17 protein-coding genes are annotated in these 19,054 nt (G+C 64.2%); 9 read left to right on the plus strand and 8 right to left on the minus strand.

The genetic code is table 11. The features are described from left to right. Positions 1 to 207: 207 nt before the first annotated feature. The 4 genes from DW352_RS18910 to DW352_RS18925 all read left to right on the plus strand — a co-directional run bounded on the left by DW352_RS18910 (position 208) and on the right by DW352_RS18925 (position 3,329). The gene (locus DW352_RS18910; RefSeq protein WP_115692784.1) at positions 208 to 654 is read left to right on the plus strand and encodes an FxsA family protein; all 447 of its coding nucleotides are present in this window, start codon (positions 208 to 210) and stop codon (positions 652 to 654) included. A gap of 142 nt (positions 655 to 796) precedes the next feature. Beyond that, the gene (gene secB, locus DW352_RS18915; RefSeq protein WP_115692785.1) at positions 797 to 1,273 is read left to right on the plus strand and encodes a protein-export chaperone SecB; all 477 of its coding nucleotides are present in this window, start codon (positions 797 to 799) and stop codon (positions 1,271 to 1,273) included. A gap of 248 nt (positions 1,274 to 1,521) precedes the next feature. Then, positions 1,522 to 1,827 (plus strand): hypothetical protein, encoded by a 306-nt coding sequence (locus tag DW352_RS18920; protein WP_115692786.1) that lies wholly within the window; start codon positions 1,522 to 1,524, stop codon positions 1,825 to 1,827. Continuing rightward, positions 1,824 to 3,329: a methyl-accepting chemotaxis protein gene (locus tag DW352_RS18925; RefSeq protein WP_162827056.1), complete on the plus strand. Its 1,506-nt coding sequence runs from the start codon at positions 1,824 to 1,826 to the stop codon at positions 3,327 to 3,329. Before DW352_RS18920 ends, DW352_RS18925 begins: the two co-directional genes overlap by 4 nt. Here the strand turns inward: DW352_RS18925 and dnaQ are convergent, their stop codons facing one another. The 4 genes from dnaQ to DW352_RS18945 all read right to left on the minus strand — a co-directional run bounded on the left by dnaQ (position 3,330) and on the right by DW352_RS18945 (position 6,441). Then, positions 3,330 to 4,034, minus strand: a complete 705-nt coding sequence (dnaQ, locus tag DW352_RS18930; protein WP_115692788.1) for a DNA polymerase III subunit epsilon — start codon at positions 4,032 to 4,034, stop codon at positions 3,330 to 3,332. It lies immediately after the preceding gene. A 5-nt stretch (positions 4,035 to 4,039) separates the two neighbouring features. Continuing rightward, positions 4,040 to 4,639, minus strand: a complete 600-nt coding sequence (gene coaE, locus DW352_RS18935) for a dephospho-CoA kinase (protein ID WP_115692789.1) — start codon at positions 4,637 to 4,639, stop codon at positions 4,040 to 4,042. 153 nt (positions 4,640 to 4,792) lie between these two features. Beyond that, the gene (locus DW352_RS18940; RefSeq protein ID WP_115694497.1) at positions 4,793 to 5,401 is read right to left on the minus strand and encodes a Maf family protein; all 609 of its coding nucleotides are present in this window, start codon (positions 5,399 to 5,401) and stop codon (positions 4,793 to 4,795) included. A gap of 206 nt (positions 5,402 to 5,607) precedes the next feature. Then, positions 5,608 to 6,441, minus strand: a complete 834-nt coding sequence (locus DW352_RS18945; protein WP_115692790.1) for a pyruvate, water dikinase regulatory protein — start codon at positions 6,439 to 6,441, stop codon at positions 5,608 to 5,610. Positions 6,442 to 6,815: 374 nt separating this feature from the next. On the opposite strand from DW352_RS18945, the gene hemE reads away from it, so the two are divergent. The 4 genes from hemE to rho all read left to right on the plus strand — a co-directional run bounded on the left by hemE (position 6,816) and on the right by rho (position 10,265). After that, positions 6,816 to 7,844 (plus strand): uroporphyrinogen decarboxylase, encoded by a 1,029-nt coding sequence (gene hemE / locus DW352_RS18950; protein ID WP_115692791.1) that lies wholly within the window; start codon positions 6,816 to 6,818, stop codon positions 7,842 to 7,844. A 60-nt stretch (positions 7,845 to 7,904) separates the two neighbouring features. Beyond that, on the plus strand, positions 7,905 to 8,294 hold the full coding sequence (locus tag DW352_RS18955) for an endonuclease domain-containing protein (protein ID WP_115692792.1): 390 nt from the start codon (positions 7,905 to 7,907) through the stop codon (positions 8,292 to 8,294). Between the two features lie 9 nt (positions 8,295 to 8,303). Continuing rightward, a complete protein-coding gene (gene hemJ, locus DW352_RS18960) occupies positions 8,304 to 8,726 on the plus strand; it encodes a protoporphyrinogen oxidase HemJ (protein WP_115692793.1) in 423 nt (140 codons plus the stop codon). A 273-nt stretch (positions 8,727 to 8,999) separates the two neighbouring features. After that, positions 9,000 to 10,265, plus strand: a complete 1,266-nt coding sequence (gene rho / locus DW352_RS18965; RefSeq protein ID WP_115692794.1) for a transcription termination factor Rho — start codon at positions 9,000 to 9,002, stop codon at positions 10,263 to 10,265. Between the two features lie 64 nt (positions 10,266 to 10,329). On the opposite strand, the gene DW352_RS18970 is transcribed toward rho, so the two are convergent. Continuing rightward, on the minus strand, positions 10,330 to 11,493 hold the full coding sequence (locus DW352_RS18970) for an acyltransferase family protein (protein WP_245434179.1): 1,164 nt from the start codon (positions 11,491 to 11,493) through the stop codon (positions 10,330 to 10,332). A gap of 241 nt (positions 11,494 to 11,734) precedes the next feature. Between DW352_RS18970 and DW352_RS27500 the strand changes: the two genes are divergently transcribed. Further along, positions 11,735 to 14,074 carry a transporter substrate-binding protein gene (locus DW352_RS27500; protein WP_115692795.1) on the plus strand — a complete coding sequence of 780 codons (2,340 nt, stop codon included), beginning with the start codon at positions 11,735 to 11,737 and terminating at the stop codon, positions 14,072 to 14,074. Positions 14,075 to 14,185: 111 nt separating this feature from the next. On the opposite strand, the gene DW352_RS18980 is transcribed toward DW352_RS27500, so the two are convergent. The 3 genes from DW352_RS18980 to DW352_RS18990 form a co-directional block, all read right to left on the minus strand. After that, positions 14,186 to 15,019 carry an outer membrane lipoprotein carrier protein LolA gene (locus tag DW352_RS18980; RefSeq protein WP_245434180.1) on the minus strand — a complete coding sequence of 278 codons (834 nt, stop codon included), beginning with the start codon at positions 15,017 to 15,019 and terminating at the stop codon, positions 14,186 to 14,188. Between the two features lie 120 nt (positions 15,020 to 15,139). Beyond that, a complete protein-coding gene (locus DW352_RS18985) occupies positions 15,140 to 17,620 on the minus strand; it encodes an FtsK/SpoIIIE family DNA translocase (RefSeq protein WP_115692797.1) in 2,481 nt (826 codons plus the stop codon). 27 nt (positions 17,621 to 17,647) lie between these two features. Continuing rightward, entirely contained in the window at positions 17,648 to 18,856 is a 1,209-nt protein-coding gene (locus DW352_RS18990; RefSeq protein ID WP_115692798.1) for an aminotransferase class I/II-fold pyridoxal phosphate-dependent enzyme, read from the minus strand. Positions 18,857 to 19,054 lie beyond the last annotated feature (198 nt).

Below are 19,054 nucleotides of genomic sequence, written 5' to 3' on the forward strand. Positions count from 1 at the left end.
TATGTAAGCGGGTAGCCGCGCCGATCCATAGGACAAATGCGCCAAATATGCAGGCGCTATCGGCCTGCCGAAGCTTAGACGATCCGGGCCACCGACGCCAACCACACACCTGCCGGCGCCAGGTACCGAAATACGCACGGTTACGGCCGTATTCCAGCCGCTCTCTGCGATTTGAGGCAACGGGAGCGCCGATGTGAGTAAGACGCGATGAATGTGGCGAAAGTCCTGCTTTGGGTTGTGCTGGCGCTGCCAGTGCTCGAGCTGCTGGCCTTCGGCGCCGTGGCGGCGACGATCGGCTTCGGCTGGGCGCTGATCCTGCTGCTGGCGGGGTCATTCGCCGGCGCGCTGGTGCTGCGCCATGCCGGCGGCAACCACATCGCCCGCATGCGGGTGGCGATGGCCGAAGGCAGTATCTCCTCCCTGGCGGCGGACACGACCGGCGGCCTTGTGATTCTCGCGGGGATTCTACTGTTAGTTCCAGGGTTTATCACCGACGTGGTGGCGTTGGGCGTCCTGTTGTCGACCCTCTTCAGGGCCCGCCGCGATCCGCCGCCGCGCGCCGACGGGGTCGTCGACCTCGACCCCGAGCAATGGCACCGGGTCCCCGAACCTGCCTTGCGCGACGACCGCGATCCCGGGCGCCGACCCGGTTAACCGGCCCCGGCGGTGGGCACCGCGCATCCTTGTTCGCCTCAGGGCCCTATGTTAGCCAACCGCCGCGCGCATTCCGCAGCATGCGGGGGCGCCGACCCTTCCTTAAACGTCCGGGCGCCCTGCCGCCACGCGAGGAGAATTCATGTCGACGACCAATGGCGGCCCGAGCCAGGACAATCAGCCGCAGCTCAACGTTGTGGCTCAGTACATCAAGGATTTTTCGTTCGAAAACCCGAACGCGCCGCGCTCGCTGCAGGGCGGCACCGAGCCGCCGCAAATCGGCATCCAGATCAATGTCGAGGCGCAGCCGCTCTCCGACACTGACATCGAGGTGTCGCTCAAGCTCGAAGGCAAGGCTGAGCTCCAGGGCAGCCTGATGTTCGGCTTCGAACTGGATTTCGCCGGCGTCTTTCGCATCGTCAATGTGCCGCAGGAAAGTCTGAACGCGATCGTGCTGATCGAGTGCCCGCGTCTGTTGTTCCCATTCGCGCGCGAGATCATCGCGACGGCGGTGCGCAACGGCGGCTTCCCGCCACTGCTGCTCGATCCGGTCGACTTCGTCGCGCTGTATCGTCAGAAGATGGCACAGCTGCAGCCGAGCGAGTTCCCGCAGGCATAAGCCGCGTACGTCCTCGAGCGCTATCGTTTGTCATGGCCGGGATACGTCCCGGCCATTTTTTTGTGCCTTGTGCGCGCTCGTTTTCCGATCGACGCATAGACAATTGCACGCAAAACAATCGCGATAAACGCGACGTCCCGCAATACTCCATTAACTGCAATTCCTTATCTGTGAATAGCCGGATGACGTGTTGGTCCGTCTTGAGCCGCCCATACAGCCTCCTTCACAAACTCATTGATGTAAGCGTCTTGGCCTGCCTTTCACTCGGCGGTCTTTACCTTGGCGCGCGGATCGGTCTGGCACCGCGCGATCCGAGCGCAAGTGTCGCCGTCATCTTCCCACCGTGGACGAGCGCGGCCGACACCGTGGCACAGTCCGTCGCGCATCGTGGACGGTTCATGCGTTTCGGCGGCGTACCGTTCATTGCCGTGGTCATGCCCGACGACGATCATTACGCCGATGAAACTCTCGCCACCGGCGCCTGGCTCGTTCTCGATTCACGCCTGCTCGCGGCATGCGCCGGCGTGTTCTCACCTTTGGCGTCGGCCACATGAAAAGCCTTGCTGCCTTTCAACACGCGGTGGCGCAAACGCTGACGGTATTGGCACTCGCGCACGTACCGCTGCTCGGCCTGTTCGCCGCCGCCATCGGCAGGCCGGTCTGGCCGAATGTTTTCATTGCTGCCGCGCTTGCCACCGCGCCGGTCCTGGCAATGTTGCTGAAGCGGCCCACCATCGTCGTCGCCATTGCGCTCTGTATCGCTCTGATCGGACAGACCTCGCTGCTGGTTTTCATCTTCGACGGCCATCCCTGGCAGGTCGAGATGCACTTTTACTATTTCACGGTGTTGGCGCTGCTGTCCGGCTTCTGCGAGTGGCCGGTGCTGGTGGTGGCCGCCGGCTTGATTGCGCTGCACCACCTGAGCCTGAACTTTTTGCTACCGTCGGCGATCTATCCGGGCGGCGCGGACCTGTTTCGCGTCGGCTTTCACGCCGCCGTCGTTATCGTCGAGACCGCCATGCTGATCCGGATCAGCATCGCTATCCGCGGGGCCTTCACGGGCGCCGATGCGGCGCAACGTCAGGTGCAGGAAGCGGCGGAGGCTCTCGCGGCGAATGCGCGCGAACGCGAACGTGAACTCGCCGCCACGACCTACCGCGCCGATCGATTGGCGCAACTTCTCGCGCGCTTTCAGCACGAGATCACGGAATCGACCGATCTGCTCTACGAGGCCGCCCAGCAGTTGCAGCACGATGCCGACGGCCTCGACAAGACGGCGGCGCAGACCAACACGCAGTCCGCCACCGTCGTCACGGCATCCGAACAAACCGCCGAAAAGGTCCAATCAGCGGCAAATGCCGGCGACGAACTGGCGCAAACGATTGCCGCCATCGGCTCGAACGCGGCGCGCTCCTCTCAGGTTGCAACGGCGACCGTCACCGAGGCGGCCCATACCACCGCCACGATCGACGAACTCGCGGCGGTCGCTGGCGAGATCGGCAAGGTCACCGACCTCATCAGTTCCATCGCCAGGCAGACCAATCTCTTGGCGTTGAACGCCACGATCGAGGCGGCGCGCGCCGGCGCCGCCGGCCGCGGTTTCGCGGTCGTCGCGCAGGAAGTGAAGATACTCGCGGCGCAGACAGCCAGCGCAACCGACGAGATCGAACAACGCATCAACGCCATGCAGGTGGTGACCACGCGCTCGGTCACGGCGATTCAAAAGATATCAGCGACAATCCGGGAACTGCACCAGTTCTCCTCGGTCATTGCCGATACGGTCGATCAGCAGATCGACGCAACCCACGCTATTGCCGCCAACGTCAATGCCGCCGCGGCAAGCGTGGTGCAGATCGGCGGCGCCATTGGCAAAATCGAAAACATGGCCAATGAAGCCTCGCGCTCGGCCAACAAGTTGAACGACGCCGCTGCCGGCGTGACGCAACAGGCCCAACGCATCCGCGAGCAGATGCGGATACTGACAAACGAAATGAACGCAGTGCCGGATTGTCCGTCGCAGGCGCTGTCCCTCGGCGCGAGCGCGGCCGCAGCCTGATCAGCCGCCACTTTCCGGCAGATAAGCGCGCCAGATCGGGCTTTCGCCCAGCGTTGCGATAAAAGCGCGGTGCGCTTCGCGCTCCGCATCGGACACGCGGGGCGTGAGAGGCACCGGACGCTGTCGCACGACAATGACGCCATCGACGCCGACCGGCTGTTCGACTCCGACATCCGCAAGGCCGAGCGAAGCCTGGCGGCCGCCGATCAACTCGAGATAGACCTCGGCCAGAATCTCGGCGTCGAGCAAAGCGCCGTGCTTGGTGCGACGCGAGTTATCGATGCCGTAACGCGAGCAGAGGGCGTCGAGATTGTAGGGTCCTGCCGAATGCCTGCGGCGGGCTAGCATCAAGGTATCGACCAGCCGGTCACGCGACAGGATCGCGCGGTTGGCGCGCTTGAGTTCGTGGCAGATGAAGCCGTAGTCGAAGTTCGCATTGTGGGCGACGAGCGGCGCATCGCCGATGAAGGCGAGGAAGTCGTCGACGACCTCGTGGAACCGCTTGTGGCCGCGCAGAAACTCTTCCGACAAGCCGTGCACCGCGAAGGCCTCGGCCGGCATGTCGCGCTCCGGATTGACGTAGACGTGGAACGTCGCGCCGGTCGGAATACGGTTGAGCAGCTCGACGCAGCCGAGCTCGACCAGGCGATGGCCCTGGTTGGGATCGAGGCCGGTGGTTTCGGTGTCGAGGACGATCTCGCGCATGGCTGTCAGCTCTTTCGATTCGCCATCTTAGCGATGCGCGCGAGAATTTCACGCACCTGCTGGTGCGCCGCCTCATAGCCCTGCGACGTATCCACGACGAAATCGGCGCGGGCGCGTTTCTCCGCGTCGGGCATCTGTTTGCCCAGAATGGCCGCGAACTTTTCCTCGGTCATGCCAGGGCGCTCGAAAGCCCGGGCGCGTTGCACGTCGGCCGGCGCCGACACCACCACCACCGCGTCGCACCGCGCGTCGCCGCCGGTTTCGTACAACAACGGGATGTCGAGCACCGCCACTTCGGCGCCAGCCTGCTCGGCCTCGCGCAGGAACCGCTCGCGCACCTCGGCGACGAGTGGATGCACGATCGCCTCGAGCCGCTGGATAGCGGCGGCGTTGACGAGCACCTGCTTGGCGAGCTTCTCACGGTCGACCTTGCCGTTCGCGGTCGTGCCCGGAAACGCCGCTTCGATCAGCGGCACCGCCTCGCCCTCGTAGAGCTTGTGCACGGAGGCATCGGCGTCGTGCACCGGCACGCCCTCCTCGGCGAAGAACTTCGCCGTGGTCGATTTCCCCATGCCGAGGGAGCCGGTGAGTCCGAGGACGAACATGTTGCTCATTGTCTTGCTTCGACCCGTCACTCCGAGGTGCTCGGCCGAAGGTCGAGCCTCGAAGGGCGACGGCCCCGACAGTGCCCGTCATCCTTCGAGGCGCGCAAGGACGCGCACCTCAGGATGACGATGCGCGCGCGGAAAAAGCACAGATCACCCATCGACGAAGCCGTGCTCGCGCAGATATTCCAGGAACTGCAACAGCGGCAGGCCGAGGATCGTGAAGTAGTCGCCTTCGACCTTCTCGAACAGATGGATACCGATGCCCTCGAGCTGATAGGCGCCGACGCTTGTCAGCGCCGCGTTGCCAGCCATATCGAGATACTCTTCGAGGAAGCGGTCGGAGAAGTCGCGCATCGTCAGCCGTGCGGTCTCGATGCAGGAAAACAACAGCGTGCCATCGCGCACGAGCGCGAGCGCCGAATGCAGCTCGTGCGTCCGCCCGCGCAATGCACGCAATTGCTCGGCAGCAGCGGCGGCGTCCACCGGCTTGCTCAGGCGCATGTCGCCGCAGGCGAGCGTCTGATCGGCACCCAGCACCGGCCGGCCCGGCACCGTCGCCGCGATGGCGTCAGCCTTGGCGCGTGCGAGCACACGGGCCGCAGCGGCGGCATCGCTGACGCCAGCCTCGGCTTCCACCGCCCGTTCGTCGATGTGCGCCGGCCGTATTTCAAAGCGCAGCCCCGCGGCGGCGAGGATCTTGCCGCGAATATCGCTTTTTGAAGCGAGCACCAAAGGCTGACGTGAAAGCCAAAGCGGCATGAACATCTCTCTCTTGATCCCTCCCCCGGAAGGAGAAGGTTGTCGCGCACCCGAAGTCGGATACATCCGACTTCGCTCAGATTAAAGGGCCGAGCTCGGCTATGGCCGAGTTCGGGTGCACGACGGGGTGGGGTTATCGCGCCGCAATCGACAAAAAACCACCCCCACCCACCACCTGGGCGACGACCCCCAAACGGGGAACGGATTCAAGAGATCGGGGCGCGCCGACGCTCGCTGAGGAGCCGCATCACCGCCGCGGCGGTTTCCTCGATCGAGCGGCGCGTCACGTCGATGGTCGGCCAGTTGTGCTTCGCGCAGAGCCGCCGCGAATACTGGAGCTCTTCGGTGACCGCGGTCTTGTCGATGTACTGATCGTCGTCGCGATGCGCCTTGAGGCCGAGCAGCCGGTTTTCCCGGATTTGCACGATGCGCTCAGGACTGGCGTAGAGGCCGACGACCAGCGGCCGCGTCAGCTTCTCCACCGATGGCGGCAACGGCACGCGCGGCACCAGCGGCACGTTTCCGGTCTTGACGCCACGATTGGCGAGATAGATCGACGTTGGCGTCTTCGAGGTGCGCGACACGCCGATCAACACGACATCGGCTTCCTCCAGCCCCTCCACCTGCTGCCCATCGTCGTGCATCATCGTGTAGTTCAGCGCCTCGATGCGCTGGAAATATTCAGCGTTGAGCACGTGCTGCGCGCCGACGCGATGAATGGTCTCGGCGCCGAGATAGGATTGAAACAGCCGCAAGACCGGCCCCAGCACAGACATGCACGGCAGGCCGAGCTCGCGGCATTTGTCCTCAAGGCTCTGGATCAGGTCTTCCTCGAGCAAAGTATAGAGGACGAGCCCCGGTGCTTCGCTGATCTCGGCGAGGCAATGGTCGAGCTGCTTCTTCGACCGCACCATGGGGTAGAGATGCTCGACCGGCTGCACGTTCGCGTATTGCGCCGCGGCGGCGCGCGCCACTGTGATCAGGGTTTCTCCGGTCGCGTCCGAAACGAGATGAAGATGAAAGTAGCCAGTGTCGGGCATAGGGACAGGCGCCGGATGAAGTGTGAATTATTGGGGAGGAGGCCATGCCTTTTGGGGATAGGCAAGCCGCCGGGGCGGATTCATTCAATAACCGTCCACATCGCTCGTTGCGGGACGACGGTTTGGCAAAGCCTGCCGGATCGCCTATCCCATGTGGACAACGGTCTGGGGAAAGCGGGGGATAGCGGTCGAAATCAGCCGTAAATGGCCCTGTACGAGTGTGGACGGTAACCGGACCGATAGCGCGGGATTCTTGATCGCCATTTCATGCCCGGTGGACAGGCTGTTGAGCCATAAGCATGAGTCAAATCAACCGTTTAATAACCACTAAACCTAAGATTCTAAGATTCTAGAGAGATGGAGCCTGATCGGCCGTGCATGTGGGTAAAAAGTTTCTTAACGTGCTCTCCGGTCATCGCGAGGCAGTGCCGCCGGTCTGGCTCATGCGACAGGCGGGGCGCTACCTGCCCGAGTATCGCGCTGTCCGTGAGAAGGCCGGCGGGTTTCTCGATCTCTGCTTCAATCCCGAACTTGCGGCCGAAGTAACGCTGCAGCCGGTCCGTCGGTTCGGCTTCGACGCCGCGATTTTGTTTTCCGACATCCTGGTGGTGCCGCTGGCGCTCGGACGGAAGGTCGAGTTCCTTGTCGGCGAGGGACCAAAGCTCGAGCCGCTCACCGACGCGGCCGGACTGGGAACACTGCGGACGGAAATCGATCAGGCGGTGGTCGGCAAAGTCTACGAGACCGTGACGCGCGTGAAGTCCGCGCTCGACGATAAGACCACCCTCATTGGTTTTTGCGGTGCACCGTGGACGGTCGCCACCTACATGGTGGCCGGCGAAGGCACACCCGATCAGGCGCCGGCCCGGATGTTCGCTTACCGCGATCCGGATACGTTTGCGCGATTGATCGATCGCCTGGCGGACGCTTCGATCGACTATCTCACGGGTCAGCTCAAAGCCGGGGCCGAATGCGTGCAGCTCTTCGACACCTGGGCCGGTGTCTTGTCGCAAGCCGAGTTCGATCGCTGGTGTCTGATGCCGACGAAAAAGATCGTCGATGGCGTCCGCGCGCGCGTGCCGGGTGCGAAAATCATCGGCTTTCCGCGCGGCGTCGGCAGCAAGCTCTGGCGTTACGTCAAGGATACCGGCGTTGATGCGGTCGGTCTCGATTGGATGCAGGGGCTGACTTACGCGCGCGAGCACATCCAGACGCTCAAACCGGTGCAAGGCAATCTGGATCCTTTGGCCTTGCTGGCTGGCGGCGATGCGCTCGATCGCGAGATCGATGCGGTGATGCAGGCGCTGGCCGGCGGCCCGTTCATCTTCAATCTTGGCCACGGCATTCTGCCGCCAACGCCGATCGCTCATGTCGAGCGGATGCTGAAAAGGGTGAGGGGTTAGTGCTTCTTGATCCCTCCCCCGCAGGGGGAGGGTGGCCGCTGTAAGCGGCCGGGTGGGGGAATGGCCAACGAGATCGCCAGACGTCTCCGCAAAACTATGACGCCGCAGGAAGTGAAGGTGTGGAACCACCTTCGCACGTGGCGAAGCCACGGATTCCATTTTCGGCGGCAAGCGCCGCGGGCTGGCTATGTCGTCGATTTTCTTTGCTTGAAGCATCGACTTGTCGTCGAACTCGACGGCGGTCAACACAATTACGATGGCATGCAGGCAAGCGATCGGGAACGTGATGACAAGTTGACCGTGGGCGGCTTTCTCGTGCTCCGCTTTTGGAATAGCGATGTCGATCAGAACCTGTCGGGTGTGCTGGAAACCATCCACGCGGCTCTGCGGGAAAGACACCCCCACCCGGCCGCCTGCGGCGGCCACCCTCCCCCTGCGGGGGAGGGATAGAGGCTCATCATGTACGAGTGGCTCAAAGCGCTGCACATCATCGCGGTCATCTCCTGGATGGCCGGACTGCTTTATCTGCCGCGCCTGTTCGTCTACCACGCTGCTGCCGAGCCCGGTTCGGCACAGTCCGAGACCTTCAAGGTGATGGAGCGGCGGCTGCTCAAGGCCATCATGGGCCCGGCCATGGGCGTGACCTGGGTGCTCGGCATCGTCCTGGCGATTCAGGGCCACTGGTTCGTCGCCGGCTGGCTTCACGCCAAGATCGCCTTGGTCGTGGCGATGTCGGTCATGCACGGGCTGTTCGGGCGCTGGGCCAACGATTTCGCCGCCGACCGTAACCGCCGGAGCCAGAAATTCTACCGCATTGCCAATGAGATACCGACGGTTCTGATGATCCTGATCGTCATTTTGGTGGTGGTGAAGCCGTTCTGACCCCGGCCCGGAAACCAAAATTTCACGGCACGGTTGCCGGGCCCTTGCGGAAAATCGCGGCTCAACTTATGTTGACGGCATCCCACCGAACGCAGGCGGATGCGATCGCGTTCCGGCACCGAGCCTTTCGGACCGGATGCAGCATCGGGCCCTAGGGACTTCCCAAAGCGCGCCCTCAAGTCAATCCAAACCTGCGAACTACCCTTATCTAGCCGCGGCAGTTCTCCCTTTTTTCAGACGCCGCCACTTCCGCTCTACAGGACCAATGCCCCTATGCGGGAAATGAAGCTCCAGGACCTTAAGTCCAAGACGCCAGCCGAACTCCTAGCCTTCGCCGAAGAGCACCAGGTCGAGAACGCCTCCACCCTGCGTAAGCAGGAGTTGATGTTCGCCATCCTGAAGCAGCTCGCGACGCAGGAAGTGGACATCATCGGCGAGGGCGTGGTCGAGGTCCTCCCCGACGGTTTCGGCTTTCTCCGGTCGCCGGAGTCGAACTACCTCTCCGGACCGGACGATATCTACGTCTCGCCCTCGCAGATCCGCCGTTTCGGCCTGCGCACCGGCGACACCGTGGAAGGCCACATCCGTTCGCCGAAAGAAGGCGAGCGGTATTTCGCGCTCCTCAAGGTCAACACGATCAACTTCGAAGACCCCGATAAGGCGCGTCATAAGATCAACTTCGACAACCTGACGCCGCTCTATCCCGACGAGCGGCTGAAGATGGAGCACGACGATCCGACCAAGAAGGATCTGTCGGCCCGCGTCATCGACATCGTCGCGCCGATCGGCAAGGGCCAGCGCGCCCTGGTGGTCGCGCCGCCGCGCACCGGTAAGACGGTGCTGCTGCAGAACATCGCGCACTCCATCACCGCCAACCATCCCGAGTGCTATCTGATCGTGCTGCTCATCGACGAGCGGCCGGAAGAAGTTACCGACATGCAGCGCTCGGTGAAGGGCGAGGTCATTTCCTCGACCTTCGACGAGCCGGCCTCGCGCCATGTGCAGGTCGCCGAGATGGTCATCGAGAAGGCCAAGCGCCTGGTCGAGCATCAGCGCGACGTGGTGATCCTGCTCGACTCGATCACCCGCCTCGGCCGCGCCTACAACACGGTGGTGCCGTCCTCCGGTAAGGTGCTGACCGGTGGTGTCGACGCCAACGCCCTGCAGCGCCCGAAGCGCTTCTTCGGCGCCGCCCGTAACATCGAGGAAGGCGGCTCGCTGACCATCATCGCCACGGCGCTGATCGATACCGGCAGCCGCATGGACGAAGTCATCTTCGAAGAGTTCAAGGGCACCGGTAACTCCGAACTCATCCTCGACCGCAAGGTCGCGGACAAGCGCACCTTCCCGGCGATCGACATCACGCGCTCCGGCACGCGCAAGGAAGAGCTGCTCACGGAAAAGGATGTGCTCAAGAAGATGTACGTCCTGCGCCGCATCCTCAATCCGATGGGCACGATGGACGCCATCGACTTCCTGTTGGACAAGCTGCGCAACACCAAGACGAACAGCGAGTTCTTCGACTCGATGAATACGTAAGGCGCCCGGCGCCGTTGCGGTTTAGTGGCCGGGCCTCAAGCCCGGCCATTTTTTATGCCGGACGTCACGTCGGTTCGGCGACGACTGCGCCGCGGACCGCACGCGGACGCTGGCTCCAGGCCCAGGTGCGGCCGTAGCGGGTGATCGGTTCCTCGACCCATTTGGTCAGCAACCAGCCGGCAAGCACGCACACCGGCAAGGCCGCGATCGTCACCAGCCACTGCGATACGCTGGCTATATCCGGCCGTTCGTTGAGGATGAGCCCATGCATCAGGCCGAGGATCGGCAGATGCGTGAGATAGACGGCATAGGAGGTTCGCCCGAAGAAGCGCAGCACTGGCGAGCGGAAGCGTGCGGCTTCCGGCGCATTGCGCACGATCGCGAGCAGGAACAAGGCGCAGGCGGTCGCACTGAGCAACGGGCTGAAGATGACGAAGATCGCGTTGGTGCGGCCGGCGAAAAACCCGAGATAGGACACCGTCAGCAGCAATACGACCGGTGCGACCCGAAACGCGTAATCGAAGCGGCCGGAGCGCACTGCTTTCGACTTCGCCGCCAGCGCGGCGAGCAAGCCGGCGACGAGGATATCGGCAATGCCCGGCAACAACACGTTCACCGCGATTGGGTTGCCGACGTTCGCGAATTGCACGGCCGCGCGGGCCAACACGGCGCCGATCGCGACGGCGATCAGCACCTTGGCGAGATGGCGCCGCGGCACCAGAAGAAACGTCAGGGGCGCCAGCAAATAGAAGTGCTCTTCCACCGCGAGCGTCCAGGTCGGCGCCAGCCAATGTGCGCCCAGCGTTTGCGTGTTCGCCATGAAGAACGTCTGAGTGAAAGTCAGATAGCCCCAGATCGGAAATGTCGTCGGATCTTGCGCCCAGGCCGCGTGACATGCGCCCAGGATGGCCGACACGAGCAGCACCGAAACGAAATAGATCGGCAGCGTCCGGCAGATGCGGCGGACATAGAACACGAGAAAAAAGTTGTCGTTGTGCAGCTTGTCGAGAATGAGCGTGCCGACCAGGAAGCCGCTCAACACGAAAAACATCTCGACGGCGAGCCGGCCGAGCATCAGCGCGGTGAGGCCGCTCGGCACCTCGGCGAAATAGTGCGACAGGACCACCAGGATGGTCATCAGGCCGCGCATGCCGTCGAGGGCGACGATGCGCCGGTCGACGCCGTAAGGCGATTGGGGCGGCAAAGCAGGATGTGTCTGGGGTGGCAAAGGCGCGGCCTCCTCGACCGGATGACGCAGGGCCGGGCGTATCAGGATGCCGCTGAACGAACGCTTACCCCGGTATGTGAGAACCTCGCCTATCCCGCGCTTTCGCCCGGACGGTTAAGAAGGCCGCCTAAAGTTTGAGCGCATTTGCCCTTATTTCATGCGGGTTTTTGCACGTGCGAGAAAGAATTTCGAAACCATCTTCTGGCGAATTGGAACTCGCTAATACCTCTGCGGGAATCCGATGCCACAGCACAATCGCCTGCGATTGCCCCGTCCGGCGCTGTGGATCGCCATCCCGGTATTCGGCGTCGCCTTGATCGTTGCCGGGCTCTTCAGCCTCGGTGCATCGACGTTTGTCGCGGTTGGCTTCGGCGCCTTCGGTGCGCTCGCCATCGGCTGCTTTGCGGAGTACCGGCTGCACCACATCACCGCGTCGATCAGCAAGATCGCCAGCGGCGACCGCTATACCAGTCTGCCGCAGGTAGTCGGCGACGGCGCCCTCCAATCCTTCAACGCGACCGCCGAGAGCATTCGGAGCGCGCTCATCGCCGCCGATACGCTCGCCGTCGATCAGCGCCGGCGCGAGACCGAAGCGCGGCTGCATCACGCCGGCCGCGTGTTCTTCACCGGCAATTTCCGCCGCGCCATCGACGATGTCGTCAACGCCTTCACCAGCGCCGGCGAGCGTATCCGTGGCACGGCGGTCGATCTGACGCAGAGCAACCGGCTGATGGCGAAGCAGGTGGCGCAGTCCTCGGACACGGCCGCGCAAGCGGCGGAAGACGTCGCCGGCGTCGCCGCCGCGGCGCGCGACGTCCAGACGCTCGCGGTGACGTCCGGCCGTCACGTCGAGGAGGCCCGCGCCGCCACCAAGCGCACCGTCACGGAGCTGGCGCGCGCCGACGAGACCATGCGCAACCTCGGCGCCGTCGCCGGCCGTATCGAGCAGGTGATCAAACTCATCCAGTCGATCGCCGGGCAGACGTCGCTGCTCGCCCTCAACGCCACCATTGAAGCCGCGCGCGCGGGCGAGGCCGGCCGTGGCTTCGCGGTGGTGGCCGCCGAGGTCAAGGAGCTGTCGCGCCGCACAGAACTGGCCACCAAGGAGATCAGCGACCAGATTCACGGTATCCAGGATGCCGTGAACGAGACCGCCGAGGCGATTGCCGCGGTCGACCGCAGCGTCGCGGATATGGGCACGGTGAACGAAAACATCACCCGGCTCATGGAGCAGCAGATCGAGCAGCTCGACGTCATCGGCACCGAGGCGATGAAAGTCGCCGCCGCCGTCAGCGAGACGCTGCCCGGCATCCGTGCCGTCGTCACCGACGTGACGATGGCGGGCGATGCCGTGCTCTCGACCGCCGACGATCTCATCGCCAGCGCGCAATCGCTCACCGCCTCCGTGACGCGCTATTTCTCCGACCTCGATCACGGCTCCATCAAGGTCGGCATTCTGCATTCGTTGTCAGGGACGCTGACGGCGAGCGAGCGGCCGTTGCAGCAGTTGCTGGTGATGCTGATCGAGCAGCTCAACCAGGCCGGCGGCCTGCTCGGGCGGCCGGTGGAGGCGGCGATCATGGATCCGCGCTCCGATAACGACGCCTATGCCGCCCAGGCCGAAACCCTGCTGCGCGAGCACAAGGTCGCGGCCATTTTCGGCTGCTGGAGCTCGGCCTCGCGCAAGCGGGTGCTGCCGATCCTGTCGCAGCAGGACGGGTTGCTGTTCTATCCCAGCCAGTACGAAGGGCAGGAGCAGTCGTCGCACATCGTCTATACCGGTGCGACGCCAGCGCAGCAGGCGCTGCCTGCGGTCGATCACCTCATCGGCATGGGCCGTCGGCGCTTCTTCCTGATCGGCACCGACTACATCTATCCGCGCACCACCAACGCCATCATCCGCAACTACCTGCAGTCCAAGGGCATCGGCCCGGATGCAGTGGACGAGCTCTATGTGCCGTTCGGCGAGCGCGCGTTCAGCGAGACGGTGCTGCGCATCAGCCGCTTTGCCGGCCGCAACGGCGCCGTCGTTGCAACGCTCTCCGGCGACTCCAATGTGCACTTCTTCCGCGAGCGCGCCCGCCAGGGCTTGGACGCCGACATTCTACCGGTGATGAGCCTGTCGCTGGGCGAGGCCGAGCTGCCGGCACTCGCCGAGCGCCGGCTGATCGGCCACATGGTGGCGTGGAGCTATCTGCATACGCTCGACACGCCGGAGAACCACGCCTTCGTTGCCGAATGGCGTGATTTCGTCGGCGATCCAACGGCGACCACCAACGATCCGATGGAAGCGACCTGGATCGGCTTCAAGCTCTGGACGCAGGCGGTGGCCGCCGCCGGCACCACCGAGACCCAGGCGGTGCGGCGGGCGCTTGCAGGCCGCAGTATCCGCGCGCCGTCTGGCTTCGACGTCAGGTTCGATGCCGAGACGCAGCATTTGCACAAGCCGGCCATCATCGGCCGTTTCGGCGCGCACAACATCATCCAGCCGGTGTGGATGAGCGACGACGTGATCGCACCGGAGCCCTGGAGCCGCTGGCGGCCGCAGAACGGCGAAGTGCCGCTGCGCAAGGCGGGATAACATCGATGGTCATCGTCCGCGTAAGCGGACAATCCAGTAATCACGATACTCGCTATTGGAATACTGGATGCCCCGCTTTCGCGGGGCATCCAGTTTTGCTGATCGGTTCGATCAGTTCCGATACCGCGTGTAATCGATGCGGAACATCGACGGGTCCACCTTCTTGGTGGGATCGAGATTGAACACCGCGACCGTGGTGTCGTAGCCCTGCGGATCGGTGACGGTCCACTGCTTGAGCTGCATGTCCTTGGCCGAGAACATGATCATCAGCCGGCTGGTGCCGACGAGGCCGTTCCGTTCCTCGACCACGACGGTGACGAACACGTCGTCGGAGTACACCGCGACGAGGTTCGTATCCTTCATCAGGTCGACACGGTCGGACAGCAGGAAGCGCAATGGCGTCTGCGATAGCGGATAGACGTCCTGCGTCGCCAGCTTGCGATCGCGCACCACGACGGACTGACCGTCGGCCACCAGTTCGATCGGGCTCGGATCGTCATACTCGAAGCGGATCTTGCCCGGCTTCGACATGTAGAAGTCGCCTTTGGTGCGGCCGCCGTCGGGACCGACCTGCACGAAATTGCCGGTCAGGGTCTGCACGCTCGACAGATATGCATTGACCTTGTCGACGATGGCCTTCTGCTCGGGTGTGAGCGCGCCTTTGCTGGCGCCGGATTGCCCCAGCAAAGCGGCGAAGGGATTGGTGACGGGGCCCGAGGTCGCTTGTGCGCGGGCGACGAGCGCTTCCGGCGGGATGGACGGCCTGGATGCGATCGAGCCTGTGGTAAGAGTCCGCTGGACAGGTGTGGCCGCCGCCATATGCTTGACCGGACGCGGCTTCGGCAGCGGCACGCGTTCGGCAAAGGCCGGCGCCGCCGTAAGGCTCAGGCACAAAGCTGCCCAGGCCACGCCGCGGGCCAATCGCGCCTTCCTCGGTTTCGCCATTTCGCTCTCCGCCTTACCCATACAATCACCAACGCCCATACGGCGCCGCTGTGGCTATTTCGCGACCCGTCGTCCGCTGTCACTCCGGCCGTCGCGATGCGCGGCTCGAAATGACAACCGTCACCTTTCGAAATCCCCTTCTTCGGGGATCAGAATCTCACGTTTGCCGGCATGGTTGGCTTGGCCGACGATGCCTTCCTGCTCCATGCGCTCCATCAGCGTGGCGGCCCGGTTGTAACCGATCTGCAGCCGGCGCTGGATGTAGGAGGTAGAAGCCTTGCGATCGCGCTTCACGATGGCGACGGCCTGGCTGTAGAGATCGCCGCCTTCGGACATGCCCATGCCGGTGGAATCGAACACGGCACCGTCTTCGCCCTCTTCGGCGAGATCGCCGGCGGTCACTTCTTCCAGATATTCCGGCATGCCCTGCGCCTTGAGATGGCGCACGACCTTCTCGACTTCTTCGTCGGAGCAGAACGGGCCGTGGACGCGGCTGATGCGTCCGCCGCCGGCCATGTAGAGCATGTCGCCCTGGCCGAGCAGTTGCTCGGCGCCCTGCTCGCCCAGGATGGTGCGGCTGTCGATCTTCGACGTGACCTGGAAGGAGATGCGCGTCGGGAAGTTGGCTTTGATCGTGCCGGTGATGACGTCGACCGACGGACGTTGCGTGGCGAGCACGACGTGCAGGCCCGCGGCGCGCGCCATCTGCGCCAGACGCTGCACGGCGCCTTCGATGTCCTTGCCGGCGACCATCATCAGGTCGGCCATTTCGTCGACGATGATGACGATATAGGGCAACGGTTCGAGATCGAGCTCTTCCTTCTCGTAGATGGCCTCGCCCGATTCCTTGTCGTAGCCGGTGTGCACCGTGCGCGAGAGCGTCTCGCCCTTGGCCTTCGCTTCGGCGACGCGCGCGTTGTAGCCGTCGATGTTGCGCACGCCGAGTTTCGACATCTTCTTGTAGCGGCCCTCCATCTCGCGCACCGCCCACTTGAGCGCGACCACCGCCTTCTTCGGATCGGTGACGACCGGGGTGAGCAGATGCGGGATGCCGTCATAGACCGACAGTTCGAGCATCTTCGGATCGACCATGATCAGGCGGCACTGCTCCGGCTTGAGCCGGTAGACCAGCGACAGGATCATGGTGTTGATGGCGACCGATTTGCCGGAGCCGGTGGTGCCGGCGATCAGCAAGTGCGGCATGCGCGCGAGGTCGACGATGACGCTCTCGCCGCCGATGGTTTTGCCGAGGCAGAGCGGGAGCTTCGCGGCGCTCTCGTTGTATTCCTTGGTCGTGAGCAGCTCGCGCAGATAAACCTTCTCGCGCGTCGCGTTCGGCAGCTCGATGCCGATAGCGTTGCGGCCGGAGACGACGGCAACGCGTGCCGACACCGCGCTCATCGAGCGGGCGATGTCGTCGGCAAGGCCGATGACGCGCGACGACTTGATGCCGGGCGCCGGCTCGAGCTCGTACAGCGTGACCACCGGGCCGGGGCGCGCATTGATGATCTCGCCGCGCACGCCGAAGTCTTGCAACACGCTTTCCAGCGCCGTGGCGTTGGCTTCGATGACGTCCTTCGGCATCGTCGTGCGCTCGGACGCCTTCGGCGCGGAGAGGAGATTGTGCGAGGGCAGCGTGAAGCCGCCGTTGCGCTTATTCGCTTTGGCCGCCGGCTTGGCCGGTGCCGCCGCGCGGCGCCGCGGCGCCTGTTCTTCTTCTTCCTCCTCGACTTCCTCTTCTTCGTATTCCTCGTCGGTCGGCGCCGTTGCGGGGGCGGCGACGCGGCCGAGCGTATCGAAGCGCGGCTCCTGCCGTTCGCCGGGACGCGGCGGCCGCGGACCCGAGGCGGCGGCACGCAGCGCATTGCTCGAGGCGCCGCGGATGAGACGGCCAATGCGCGCCTTCCAGCTCAGGAGCGCGTGCACGATCATGCCCAGCCAAGGATTGGCGCGATCCGGCGTGTCGTCCTCTTCGTCCTCGTCGGTTTCGGCGACCTCTTCCTCTTCGTCGTCGTCCTCCTCGGCGCGCACGGGCACACGGAAGCCGACGGCGAGCGTGATCGTCACCAACGTGGCGGCGCCGTAGATGACGGCGAGGACGGTCATGAGTATGCCTTCGGCCGCGCCGCCGAAGACCATCATCGGCAGGCGCACGAAGGCATCGCCGGCGACGCCGCCGAGGCCGGTCGGTAGCGGCCATTTAGCCGTCACGGGCAATGTGGAGGCGAAGGCGGCGGCGCAGAACGTCACCGCGATCCACATCAGGCCGCGCCAGCGTTCGCCCAGCGGCTTGTGCGACAGGAGCCGCCAGCCGAGTAGCGTCTCCGGGGCCAGGAGGAACACCGCTGCGAGCCCCAGGAGCTGCATGGCGATGTCGGAGAAGATGGCGCCCGGGAAGCCGAGCAGGTTCTCGATCGGCTTCTTGGTTGCGTGACTGAGCGAGGGGTCCTGCACCGACCAGGTGGCCAGTGCGATGGCGCCGAGCAGTGCCAGACCCAGGAGGGCTAGGCCGGCGAGCTCGCGCAGCCGACGGCGCACGATCTCACGGAAGTGATCCGTGACGAAAGCGACGACGTCGACGCTGCGATCCGCTGAAGCCATTCCTTAGTCCTGCGAACTTCTCATACGTTAGCCGAGCACGGCGACGAGGCGATGCAACGCCTCGGCCGTGCTTGCCTTGTCCTGCACCATGGCGACGCGGATGTAGTCCGCGCCGGGATTGGAGCCGTCGGCCTGGTCGCGCGCGAGATAGCGCCCGGGGACGACGCGCACGCCGGCCTCCTGCCACAGCCGCTTGGTCACGATTTCGCTGCCGCCATATTTCGATACATCGAGCCACAGAAAGAAGCCGCCGGCTGGACGCTTGTAGCCGTAGCGGTCGCCGATGATTTGGTCGGCGAGATCGAACTTTGCGGTGTAAAGCTTACGGTTCTCTTCCACATGCGCGTCGTCTTCGTAGCAAGCGACGGCAACGTGTTGCGCCGGCACCGGCACTTGCGGCGCGGCGACATTGCGCAATTCGAGGAAGGCGGCGAGGAACTTCTTGTCGCCGGCGGCGAAGCCGACGCGCATGCCCGGCAGATTCGAGCGCTTCGACAGCGAGTGGAACACGACGACATTGGTGAAGTCGGGTCCCGAGGCCTCCAGCATGCCGGCCGGCCGCTGATGGCTGTACAGCTCGCCGTAGCACTCGTCGGCGAAGACGAGGAAGCCGTAACGCCGCGCGAGACCCGCGAGCTTCTCGAGATAAGCAAGGCTCGCGACGGCGCCCTGCGGGTTTGACGGCGATGCCAGATAGAACGCGACGGTGCGCTTGAGCAGCGTCTCGTCGAGCGCGTCGAGATCGGGCAGGAAGCCGGTTTCCCGCGTCGTCGGCATGAACACCGCTTCGCAGCCGGCGGCGAGCGCACCGGCGGAGTAAGCGGCATAAAACGGATTGGGAATCAGCATCGCCGGTTTGCCGGCGCGCGCTTCGACATAGCGCGTGGCGGCGATGGCCGCGAGGAAGAGTCCTTCGCGCGTGCCGTTGAGCACCAGCACTTCGTTTTCCGGATCGACCGCGCGCGGCAGTTTGAAATATCGGCCGAGCCAGCTGGCGACCGCCTTGCGGAACGGCTCGATGCCTTTGTTCGCCGGATATTTGCCGAAGTCGGCGATGTGTTTGGCAAGCACCGGACCGACGAAGGCGGGCACGCCGTGCTGCGGCTCGCCCACCGACAGATTGATGACGGGCATAGCCGGCTCGATACCGGCAATCAGTTCGGTCAGGCGCACGAAGGGCGAGCGCGATTCAGCCGCTTGAGCGGAGGTCGGTTGAGGCGCGCGCTGGGCGGTCATCTGAGACATGCGGTTACGAGGCGGGTTTCGAGGCCCGCCGCCTTATGGTTAGCCACATTACGGAGTGCGAGGTTAAGACCCGATTAACCATCGGGCCCCGGTGGCATCAAGAGCGCAGATTTCGCGGCGCCTCGGCCAGTAAGGCTCTGCCGTTGCTGGCGTTTTCCGCTTATCCCCAGACGCCGGCGAATGTGCGGC

It is taken from the genome of Pseudolabrys taiwanensis (assembly GCF_003367395.1).
GTDB lineage: Bacteria > Pseudomonadota > Alphaproteobacteria > Rhizobiales > Xanthobacteraceae > Pseudolabrys > Pseudolabrys taiwanensis.